At 71.4% G+C, this 9,951-nt stretch carries 10 protein-coding genes; 7 read left to right on the top strand and 3 right to left on the bottom strand.

Annotated features, from left to right (window positions below):
• Positions 1 to 10: 10 nt before the first annotated feature.
• From I8D64_RS10260 to I8D64_RS10275, 4 genes are all read left to right on the top strand, one after another.
• Positions 11 to 838 (top strand): ABC transporter permease, encoded by an 828-nt coding sequence (locus tag I8D64_RS10260; protein ID WP_200502462.1) that lies wholly within the window; start codon positions 11 to 13, stop codon positions 836 to 838.
• Positions 839 to 895: 57 nt separating this feature from the next.
• Positions 896 to 2,104, top strand: a complete 1,209-nt coding sequence (locus tag I8D64_RS10265) for a sensor histidine kinase (RefSeq protein WP_200502464.1) — start codon at positions 896 to 898, stop codon at positions 2,102 to 2,104.
• Complete coding sequence (locus tag I8D64_RS10270; RefSeq protein ID WP_200502466.1) at positions 2,097 to 2,801, top strand: response regulator transcription factor; 705 nt, start codon at positions 2,097 to 2,099, stop codon at positions 2,799 to 2,801. Before I8D64_RS10265 ends, I8D64_RS10270 begins: the two co-directional genes overlap by 8 nt.
• A gap of 176 nt (positions 2,802 to 2,977) precedes the next feature.
• Positions 2,978 to 3,352 (top strand): VOC family protein, encoded by a 375-nt coding sequence (locus I8D64_RS10275; RefSeq protein WP_200502468.1) that lies wholly within the window; start codon positions 2,978 to 2,980, stop codon positions 3,350 to 3,352.
• A gap of 76 nt (positions 3,353 to 3,428) precedes the next feature.
• Here the strand turns inward: I8D64_RS10275 and I8D64_RS10280 are convergent, their stop codons facing one another.
• Both I8D64_RS10280 and I8D64_RS10285 read right to left on the bottom strand, forming a co-directional pair.
• Complete coding sequence (locus tag I8D64_RS10280; protein WP_200502470.1) at positions 3,429 to 4,571, bottom strand: Gfo/Idh/MocA family protein; 1,143 nt, start codon at positions 4,569 to 4,571, stop codon at positions 3,429 to 3,431.
• Positions 4,568 to 5,395, bottom strand: coding sequence for a TIM barrel protein (locus I8D64_RS10285; protein ID WP_200502472.1), 828 nt, complete (start codon positions 5,393 to 5,395; stop codon positions 4,568 to 4,570). The genes I8D64_RS10280 and I8D64_RS10285 overlap by 4 nt, the downstream gene beginning before the upstream one ends.
• Positions 5,396 to 5,681: 286 nt before the next feature.
• On the opposite strand from I8D64_RS10285, the gene I8D64_RS10290 reads away from it, so the two are divergent.
• Complete coding sequence (locus I8D64_RS10290) at positions 5,682 to 6,230, top strand: TetR/AcrR family transcriptional regulator (protein WP_239204408.1); 549 nt, start codon at positions 5,682 to 5,684, stop codon at positions 6,228 to 6,230.
• A gap of 85 nt (positions 6,231 to 6,315) precedes the next feature.
• Here the strand turns inward: I8D64_RS10290 and I8D64_RS10295 are convergent, their stop codons facing one another.
• A complete protein-coding gene (locus I8D64_RS10295) occupies positions 6,316 to 7,170 on the bottom strand; it encodes an arylamine N-acetyltransferase family protein (protein ID WP_200502476.1) in 855 nt (284 codons plus the stop codon).
• A 144-nt stretch (positions 7,171 to 7,314) separates the two neighbouring features.
• Here I8D64_RS10295 and I8D64_RS10300 point away from each other — a divergent pair, with 144 nt between their 5' ends.
• The gene (locus I8D64_RS10300) at positions 7,315 to 9,135 is read left to right on the top strand and encodes an ABC transporter transmembrane domain-containing protein (RefSeq protein ID WP_200502478.1); all 1,821 of its coding nucleotides are present in this window, start codon (positions 7,315 to 7,317) and stop codon (positions 9,133 to 9,135) included.
• A 117-nt stretch (positions 9,136 to 9,252) separates the two neighbouring features.
• Positions 9,253 to 9,852 (top strand): short chain dehydrogenase, encoded by a 600-nt coding sequence (locus tag I8D64_RS10305; protein ID WP_200502480.1) that lies wholly within the window; start codon positions 9,253 to 9,255, stop codon positions 9,850 to 9,852.
• Positions 9,853 to 9,951: the final 99 nt, after the last annotated feature.

The raw sequence follows: 9,951 nt of genomic DNA on the forward strand, positions 1-9,951 counted from the left end.
AGGAGACGCCATGACCACCGCACCCGTGACCGTCCACGCTCCGTCGTCCGCCGCCACCGCGAGTCGCGGCGCCCCGGCGAGCCAGCTGCGGCGCACCGCGCGCTTCGCGCTCGCCTCCACCACGACCACCCTGCGCAAGGGCATGTTCCTGTTCTTCACGGTCGCCCTGCCGATCCTCATGTTCCTCATGTTCAACGAGATCTTCGGGAAGGAGGCCATGGGCGAGGGCGGCGAGACCGTGGGCACCTTCATCATGGTGCGCATGGCCGCCTACGGCGGACTGGGCGCCGCGGTCAACGCGGGCGCGATCATCCAGCTCGAGCGCACCAACGGCTGGCTGCGCCAGCTCATGGTCGCGGGACTCACCCCCCGCAGCTTCGTCGTGGGCAAGATGGTCGCCGCCATGGCCGTGGTGCTGCCCGCGCTCATCGGCGTCTACCTCGCCGGGGCGCTCGTCGCCGGCATCCACCTCGACGCCCTCGAGGCCGTGCGCTCGCTGCTGGCCCTGTGGATCGGCATGCTGCCGCTCGTGCTGCTGGGCCTCGTCGTCGGCCTCGCCCTGAAGCCCAGCGCCGTCGGCGCCGCGACCACCATCGGCATGATGCTGCTCGCCGTCGCGGGCGGGCTCTGGTTCCCCTACGAGATGTTCCCGAGCTGGCTGCAGTCCATCTCCCGCTCCACCCCGACGTACTGGGTGGGCGAGCTGGGCACCTGGGGCATCATCGGCGAGGACTTCCCGGTGCGCGGCCTCGTGACCCTCGCCGCCTGGACCTTCGGGCTCGCGCTGATCGCGGCCCTGCTGCTGGGGCGGGCCGCGCGCTCCGCCTCGCGCCGCTGAGCCCCACGGGGTGGGAATGCTGGAAGAATCGCTGCCAGTCCGCGAGGAGGAGACCCCATGGCGCCAGCACGACTGACCGGCTCCGCACGCCGCGGACCCGATCTCGCCGCGACCGCGCCGCCCCTCGCACGCTGCGACGAGCAGCATCCGCGCACCCTGCGCGGGCTGTACCGGGCGGCGGTCGACTCGGGCGCGATGTTCTACACGGCGCCCTCGCTGCTGTTCATGCTGTTCGTGATCATCCCCGCGTTCGACCCACCGACCCCGGTGCGCACCACGGCGATCATCGTGCTGTCCCTCGCCTTCAGCGCGGCCTTCCTCCTCCTGCCCGGGGTCAAGGCCTACAGCCCGAGCTTCGGGTACGGCTTCATCGCCGTGGTGTGGCTGCTGATCGCCCTGTTCGTCCCGGCGATCGGCTCGAACGTCCTCTACATGGTGATGTTCGTGCAGATCGCGCACACCATCGCGCTGCCCTGGCGCACCGCTCGGGTGGTGATCCTCCCGCTCACTCTCGTCGACTGCCTGCTCGCGGTGCTCACCGGCCAGTACATCGCGATCATCCTCGCGCTCGTCGGCCTCATGATCTCCCTGGGCGTGGGGTACGGGATCGAGCGGGAGATCCTCACCGAGCGCCTCGCCCGCGCCGAGGAGCGCAACGCCGTCCTCGCCGTCGCCGCCGAGCGCGAGCGCATCGGCCGGGACCTCCACGACATCCTGGGCCATTCGCTCACCACCATCACCGTCTCCGCCCAGCTCGCCCAGCGGCTGCTGGAATCGGACCCGGAGGCGGCGCGCGCCCAGATCTCCGAGGTCGAGCGGATCTCCCGGCAGTCCCTGGCCGACGTCCGCGCGACCGTGAGCGGCATGCAGGAGGTGCGCGCGGCCACCGAGATCGCCTCGGCCCGCAGCGTCCTCACGGCCGCCGGGATCGAGGCCGACGTCCCCGCGGCGCTGCCCGAGCTCGACGACGCCCGCGCCGAGCTCTTCGGGTACGTGATCCGCGAGGGCGTGACCAACGTGGTGCGCCACTCCCGCGCCACGCGCTGCACGATCCGCGTGGACGAGGGCGGTGCGAGCGTCGCCGACGACGGCGTGGGCATCCCGCGCGATCGCACCCGCTCGGGACTGGACGGCCTCGCGCGCCGCGTCGAGGAGGGCGGGGGAGAGCTCGTGGTCGCCCCGGGCGACGGCGGCGCGGGGACCGTGCTCACCGCGCACCTCGCGCACTCCGGGAGACCGCTCGACGAAGGAGTCCACCATGCCTGATGCGCCCGCCGCCCCCGGCAGCCCTGCCACCCTCGGTGGCCCTGCCGCCCCCGGCACGCCGACCGCACCGATCCGCATCGCCCTGGCCGACGACCAGGCCCTGCTGCGCTCTGGTCTCGCGGCCCTGCTGCGCCTCGAGGCCGACATCGAGGTGGTCGCGGAGGCCGCGGACTGCGCCGGGACCCTCGCCGCCGTCTCCGCGCAGCATCCCGACGTGCTGCTGCTGGACGTGCAGATGCCCGCCGGGTCCGATGCGGACGGCGGGGCGGGACCGGCCGACGGGCTCGAGGTCGCCGAGCGCCTGCAGGGATCGGGCACCCGCATCATCGTGCTGACGACGTTCGGGCGCGCCGGCTACCTGCGCCGCACCCTCGAGGCGGGAGCCGACGGCTTCATGATCAAGGACGCCCCCGTGGAGCGCCTCGTCGACGCGATCCGCCGCGTCCACCAGGGCCTGCGCGTGGTCGATCCCGAGCTCGCCGCGCAGTCGCTGGCCGCCGGGCCGAACCCGCTCTCGGCGAAGGAGACCGAGGTGCTGCGCGCCTGCGCGCACGGCGGCTCGACGGCCGACGTCGCCGCGCGGGTGTTCCTCTCCGAGGGCACGGTGCGCAACCACGTCTCGAGCGCGATCGGGAAGCTGGGCGTCGCCAATCGCGCCGAGGCCGTGCGCCGCGCCACCGACAACGGGTGGCTGTAGCGGGACGAGGTATGGACGGGCCGGAGTCGCCGCCGTAGAGTCGCCGACGATGATGACCAGTCAGGCCCGTTGCGGCCGCTCCCGGACAGGCGACCTGGTCGGTCCCTGATCCGCGCCCCTCCCGTCGTGCGCTCGCCGTCGACCCACCCGACCCCGCGCACCGACCGAGGAGAACCATGACCGCGCACTTCAACCACACCATCATCGCCACTCGCGACCCTGAGGGACTCGCTTCGTTCTACCGCGACCTGCTGGAAGCGGAGGAGGCCCCTTCCTGGGGCGTGTTCCAGAACCTGATCATCGGCAACGGCGTGCTGCTCCAGTTCGCCACCCCACCGATCGACTTCCCGCCTCAGCATTACGCATACCTGCTGGACGACGAGCACTTCGACCGCGCTCTCGCCTCGATCCGCGCGAGCGGGCGCGAGCACTGGGCGGACCACACGAGGACCCGTCCCGGAGAGATCAACACGGAGCATGGGGGCCGTGGCGTCTATCTTCTGGACCCCTCTGGGCACTATCTGGAGCTCATCACGCGTCCATACCTCTGAACCACCGAAGCCGGACGCATGACAAGGCTGGACGACGCGCGAATGCGCGCCGCCCGGCCTTGTGTGCTGCCGTGGGTCAGATCGTGGACGCGAACGGGTCGAAGTCGACGGGGACCGTCGGCACCTCCGAGACCGAGCTCTTCACGGCCACGAACTCCTCGCTGGCCGCGGACTCCTCGGCCGAGAGCATGATGTCCAGGACGTGGTAGCCCAGCTCGCCGCTCGCGACGTGCGGACGGTCCTCGGCGATCGCGCGGACCATGTCCAGCAGGCCCAGGCCACGGCCGGTGACCGTGCCCTCCTGCGGGATCTCGATGCGCTCCTGCACAGGCGGGGCCTCACCGAAGGACTCGAAGGGCTTCACGTAGGAGATCGCGCCCTCGAACATGTTCGGGTCCGGCAGGAAGATCGAGCCCTCGGTGCCGTGGATCTCGACGATGCCCTGGCGGGCGAGCGGCGAGTCGAAGCTGACCAGCGAGTTCGCCTGCTGGCCGGCCTCGAAGCTGGTGAGCAGCGAGAGCGTGGAGGGCACCTCGACGGGGAAGGTCTCCCCGGCGCGGTCGCCCACCTGGATGGTGCGCTCGAGCTGCGCGCGCAGGCCCATGGCGGCGACCTTGTCCACGGTGCCGAAGAGGCTCACGAGTGCCGTGATGTAGTACGGGCCGATGTCCAGCAGCGGGCCCGCGCCCTTGGCGAAGAGGAAGCCGGGGTTCGGGTGGAAGACCTCGGGGCCCTGCCACTGCATGGAGGTCTGGGCGAACAGCGGCGTGCCGATCGTGCCCTTGAGGATCTCGCGCTTGGCGGTCTGGAAGCCCGGGCCCAGCACGGTGTCGGGCGCGCAGCCCACGCGCAGGCCCTTGGCCTTCGCGTCCTCGAGCAGCTGTGCGGTGGACGTGCGGTCCAGGCCCAGCGGCTTCTCTGTCCACACGTGCTTGCCGGCGGCGATCGCGCTCGCGGAGACCTCGGCGTGCACGGCGGGGATGGTCAGGTTGACGACGACCTGGACGTCCGGGTGGGCGAGCACGTCCTCGGCGGTGCCGGCGGCCGGGACGCCGTGCTTGGCGGCCTGGGACTTCGCGCGCTCCACGTCGAGGTCGCCGAGGATCAGGACCTCGACGTCGGGGAACGAGTTCAGGTTCTCCAGGTAGGTGTCGGAGATGACGCCGACGCCGATGAAGCCGACGCCGATCGGGCCGCCGGTGCTGCGGGTGGTGCTCATGCGATGAATCCTCCGTCGCGCAGGAAGGCAAAGCTGGCGGCGACGTCCTCGAAGACGTCGCCGGGGGTGTGGTCGTACTCGATGACGGCGTACTTCAGGGAGTCGCCGGCGGCGTGCAGGGCGTCCTCGGTGGGCACGTCGCCCTCGCCGGGATGGCGCTGGTCGAGGCTCGCCGAGTCGAAGTCGGGGGCGTCGGGCGCGAAGGGGTTGCCCTGCGGCGGGACGCCGTCCTTCACATGGACCGCGACGAGGCGGTCGCCGAGCGAGCGCACGAGCTCGGTCGGGTTCTGCCCGCCCACGATCGCCCAGAACAGGTCGAGCTCGATGACGACGCTCGGATCGAGCAGGGAGACCATGTACTCGTACGCGGTCTTCCCGTCGAAGCTCGCGAGGAACTCCTGCGCGTGGTTGTGGTAGCCGACGCTCAGCCCGAAGGTCTTCGCGGTCTCGGCGGCGGCGTTCAGGCGCTCGGCGATGTCCTTGACGCCGTCCTGCGTGAGCCAGCGCTCGACCGGCACGAACGGGTCGATGACGGTCGTCATCCCGATCTCCGCTGCGGCCTCGAAGACGACCTCGTTGGCGGGGGTCGGGATGGAGCCGTCCGGGGTCCACAGCTCGTCGGAGAGCAGCGGCGCGTGGCCGGTCGGGGAGGCGAGGCCGCTCGCATCGAGCGCGGAGCGGATCTCGCGGGGACGGCGCACGAAGTCGAACGCCTCGACGTTCTTCAGGCCGATCGCGGCGAGCTTGTCGAGGGAGCCGCCCATGTCGTCGGAGAACTGCTGGGCCAGGGTGTACAGCTGCACGGAGCCGAGGGGGAGAGCCACGGTGCCCTTCTTTCCTTCAGGAGTGGTGATGGGTGCGTACGGCGTCACGCTAGCACGGAAAAGTACCGTGTGGAGGTTTTCTCGGGGTATCGTGCGGGCCATGACGAGCAGCGAGCAGGGCGAGGGGAGCGACGGAGCTCCCGGACGGGACGACGCGGCCTCCGGTCGGGCCGACGCGGCTCCCCGACAGGACGACGCGGCGCACGGCGCGCGCGTCGGCGCGCAGGTCGAGGAGCAGGCCGAGGAGCAGGCGACCATCGGCCGGCTGGGCGCCTATGCCAAGGGCATGGCGCGACGCCGCCAGATCCTGGACCGCGCCATCGAGGTCTTCCGCGAGCGCGGGGCCGACGGCACGTCCCTGCGCCGGATCGCCGAGGCCATCGGCGTCTCGCACGCGGCGCTGCGCCACTACTTCGACTCCCTCGAGCAGCTGCTGGTGGCGGTCTACGCCCACGCCGAGGCCGCGCGCGACGACGATCCGGACCTGCCCGAGCCCTCGTCGGCGGTCGATGTGATGGTGCAGGCGGCCGTGCAGAACCTCGAGGTCCCCGGCCTGGTCCAGCTCTACTCGACGCTCGTCGCGGCCTCGCTCGAGGCGCGCTCGACCGAGGCCAAGGACTTCTTCACCTCGCGCTTCGCGCATCTTCGCGTCGCGCTCGAGGCGAGGGTGCGCGCGGAGCAGGAGGCGGGGGAGCTGCGCTCCGACGTCGACCCCGCGCAGATCGCGGCCCTGCTCGTCGCGGCGTCGGACGGCCTGCAGATCCAGTGGCTGCTCGAGCCCGACATCGAGCTCGAGGGCACGCTGAGCGCCTTCCGCACCCTGCTGCGACCCTGACCGCACCCTGCTGCGACCCTGACGCTGCGCCACCGACGCTGCGCTCCTGACACCGCGCCCCCGACACCGCGGCCCCGACCCCTGGTCAGTGCGCGGAGCCGTCCTCGCCGACGTTCTGCTCGAGGAGTCGGCGCAGCGCGGCGCTCCGATCCGGCGTCATGGCGGCCCCGAGGTCCCGTGCGGTGTCCACGGACTGTGCGGGCGTGAGGTCGCGACGCTCGGTGGGCTCACCTTCCCGGCGGATGGTCAGTGCCGTGTCCGCGAGGCTGAAGTGGCCCTCCTCCGTGAACCTCGAGACGATCAGGTGATGGGTGAAGGGGCCCGACTCCGGGTCCCTCGAGGTGATCACGTGGCCGCCGCGCACGTCGGCAGGCACCACGGGCAGGGTGTCGATCACGTGGGCGGTGCTGTCCCTGCGGCGCAGCTCCCAGGTCTCCGCGCCGCCTGCCGTTCCGCGGTGCAGCGAGTACTCGCCGTGCGCCTCGTGCCGCACGGCGCCGTCGGACATCGGTATCGGCCCGGTGATCGAGAGCCCGAAACCGGGGTCGCAGAGCAGCCTCTCGCCGTCGAGCCGCACCTCGAGGGCCATGTGGGTGCGGGTGTTGTCCGGGCCGTGCACGCGCCCCAGGCGTCGGGTGACCGTGAAGCCGAGCGACTCGCACGTCGCGGCGAACAGCTGGGCGTGCTCGAAGCAGTACCCGCCGGTGCGCTCGACCAGCAGCCTCCGGGACACGGTCGCGGGAGCCACCCCGGGGTGGTCGCCCAGGAGCACGTCCACGTTCGCGAAGGGGAACGTGTGCACGTGCCTGCGATGGAGCTCGGAGAGCAGGGCGAGGTCCGGCTCCGAGCGCTCGAGCCCGAGGAGCTCGAGGTGGAGATCGACGTCGATGTCGGCGACGTGCCAGGGGTCGGGGGAGGGCGTCTTCGGGTCGCGGCTCATGCGTTCAGCCTAGGAGCCGGAGGAGAGGGCGAGCCGGAGGAGCGGTCGAGCGGGCGCGCGGACGAGGACACCTCGGCCGGTCCGGGGCTTCGCTGGTAGCGGAGCGACGGGCTCCCGGGGAAGCCCGGCACCTAGGCTGACACGGTGTCGTCCCTCGTGCGCATCGTGCGCTTCACCCGTGAGCTGTCCCCGCTCTACCTCCTCATCGTCCTCTGCTCCGTCGTCACCGCGCTGACGTCCCTCGCCGTCCCCTTCATCATCGGGCACGCGACCGACGTGGTCACCGACGCCGTGGGCGGCAGCATCGACGCCGCCTCCGCCACCCGCACCGTGCTCTGGCTCGCCTTCGCGCTGCTGCTCGCGGAGCTCGCGAACACGCTGCTGTCGAACCTCGGCGGCTACTACGGCGACCGCATGAGCAACCGCCTGCGCACGATCCTCTCGGTGCGCTACTTCGACAAGCTGCTCGCCCTGCCTCAGCGCTGGTTCGACACCGAGCTGACCGGCACGATCGTCTCGCGCCTGAACCGTTCGATCGCCGAGGTCTCGAACTTCGCGAAGACCTTCTCGAACTCCTTCGCGACGATGCTCATCACGACCTTCGCGGTCCTGGGCATCTCCGCCTTCTACTTCTGGCCGCTCGCGGTGCTGCTGCTCATCATCTTCCCGGTCTACGTGTGGCTGACCGCGCTGACCTCGAAGAAGTGGCAGAAGCTCGAGGGCGCGAAGAACGAGCAGGTGGATCACGCGGGCGGGCGCTTCGCCGAGGTCATCGGCCAGATCCGCGTCGTGAAGTCCTTCGTGCGCGAGCGCTCGGAGCTCGACGGCTTCCGGGGGCGCTTCGAGGCGACCGACGACCTCACCTCCGAGCAGTCCGCCCACTGGCACCGCATGGACGTGCTGCGCCGCGGCGTCCTGAACCTCATCTTCTTCGCGATCTACGCGATCATCTTCGTGCTCACCGCACGCGGCCAGTTCTCGCTGGGCCAGATGGTGCTGCTGATCCAGCTGATGAACATGGCCCGCGATCCCGTGCAGTCCATGAGTTGGGTGATCGACTCGTCCCAGCGCGCGATCGCGGGCTCCCGCGACTACTTCCGCGTCATGGAGACGCCCGTGGATCCGCGCACCCCGCACGTGGCGGCCGCACCCGACGCCGACGGCCTCGAGGCGGAGGATCTTCCCGTGCCCGTCATCGGCGCGCCGATGATCGCCTTCGACGACGTCCGGTTCGCCTACGAGAACGGCGAGGACGTTCTGCACGGGGTCTCCTTCGACGTCGCGCGCGGGGAGAAGGTCGCCCTGGTCGGCGAGTCCGGCGGCGGCAAGTCCACGATCGTGAACCTGCTGCTCGGCCTCTACGAGACCCGCACGGGGAGCGTCGACATCGCCGGGCATTCCCTCACAGATCTGCCGCTGGGCCAGCTGCGCCGCGAGATCGGCGTGGTCTTCCAGGACGCCGCCCTGTTCTCCGGCACGATCCGCGAGAACATCGCCTACGGCAGGCCCGATGCGTCCGACGAGGAGATCCGCGAGGCCGCCCGCCGTGCGAACGCCGATCGCTTCATCGAGCGCTTCACCGGCGGCTACGACACGGTGATCGGCGAGCGCGGGCTGCGGCTCTCCGGCGGGCAGCGCCAGCGGATCGCGGTGGCGCGCGCGATGCTCAAGGATGCCCCGATCCTCGTGCTCGACGAGGCGACGTCGGCCCTGGACACCAAGGCCGAGCGGCAGGTCCAGGCCGGGCTCGAGGAGCTCATGGCCGGGCGCACCTCGCTGATCATCGCCCACCGCCTCTCGACGATCGCGAGCGTGGACCGCATCGTCACCCTGCGCGACGGCAACGTGGACGAGATCGGCACCCCGGAGGCCCTCGCGGCATCCGGCGGCATCTACGCCGAGCTCCTCTCCCTGCAGGACTCGGGGCGGAAGAAGGACCTGGCGAGGTTCGGTTTCCGCGCCTGAGGCGAGGCGCCCGGGCGGTGCGGCGGCCCTGCAGCCGCCCAGGCGCCCCGACCCACTCCGGCCGCCCGCGCGCGAGAATGGACGAGACAGCGGACCGGAAGAAAAGGACCCCAGCACATGACCAAGCGCATCCTCGTCGTCGGAGCCCATGGACTCATCGGATCGGAGGCTGCCTCCGCCCTCGAAGCTGCGGGCCATGAGGTCATCCGCGCCTCGCGCAACAGCGGCGAGCACGTCGACCTCACCGACCCCGCCTCGATCGAGGCCCTCTTCGAGCGCATCGGCGATGTCGACGCGGTCGTCTCGGCCACCGGCGTCGTCGCCTTCAAGCCCTTCACCGAACTCACGCTCGACGACTTCCGCGACGGCGTGGCGGACAAGGCCCTCGGTCAGATCGCCCTCGTCACGCACGGCGCGGCGCACGTGCGCGATGGCGGCTCGTTCACCCTCACCAGCGGAGTCCTCTCCGCAGAGCCCATCGAGACCGGCGCTGCCGCGTCGGTCGCCAACGGCGCCCTCGACTCGTTCGCGATCGCCGCCGCCGTGGGCCTGCCCCGCGGCATCCGCATCAACACGGTGAGCCCGAGCGTCATCGCCGAGGCCACCGGCTACCACTCGAGCTTCCCCGGCTTCCCGCAGACCCCTGTCGCCGAGGCGGCCCGCGCGGTCGTCCGCTCGGTCGACGGCGTGGAGACGGGCCAGATCTTCTCGGTCTGATCCCCGCGGATGCCGGGGGCCGGATGCCGGTGGCCGGACTCCGGATGCGGGGCGCGCGCTGCCGGGCACCGGGCGCCGGATGCCCGGCAGCGCGCGCCC

It is taken from the genome of Brachybacterium halotolerans (assembly GCF_016623465.1).
GTDB classification, from domain to species: Bacteria; Actinomycetota; Actinomycetes; order Actinomycetales; family Dermabacteraceae; genus Brachybacterium; species Brachybacterium halotolerans.

What these genes read in the sequence shown, in the direction of transcription:
- I8D64_RS10270 (WP_200502466.1), top strand. Translation starts at nt 2,097, where the DNA reads ATGCCTGATGCGCCCGCCGCCCCCGGCAGCCCTGCCACCCTCGGTGGC.
- I8D64_RS10305 (WP_200502480.1), top strand. Translation starts at nt 9,253, where the DNA reads ATGACCAAGCGCATCCTCGTCGTCGGAGCCCATGGACTCATCGGATCG.
- I8D64_RS10280 (WP_200502470.1), bottom strand. Translation starts at nt 4,571, where the DNA reads ATGAGCACCACCCGCAGCACCGGCGGCCCGATCGGCGTCGGCTTCATC.
- I8D64_RS10275 (WP_200502468.1), top strand. Translation starts at nt 2,978, where the DNA reads ATGACCGCGCACTTCAACCACACCATCATCGCCACTCGCGACCCTGAG.
- I8D64_RS10260 (WP_200502462.1), top strand. Translation starts at nt 11, where the DNA reads ATGACCACCGCACCCGTGACCGTCCACGCTCCGTCGTCCGCCGCCACC.
- I8D64_RS10295 (WP_200502476.1), bottom strand. Translation starts at nt 7,170, where the DNA reads ATGAGCCGCGACCCGAAGACGCCCTCCCCCGACCCCTGGCACGTCGCC.
- I8D64_RS10265 (WP_200502464.1), top strand. Translation starts at nt 896, where the DNA reads ATGGCGCCAGCACGACTGACCGGCTCCGCACGCCGCGGACCCGATCTC.
- I8D64_RS10290 (WP_239204408.1), top strand. Translation starts at nt 5,682, where the DNA reads ATGGCGCGACGCCGCCAGATCCTGGACCGCGCCATCGAGGTCTTCCGC.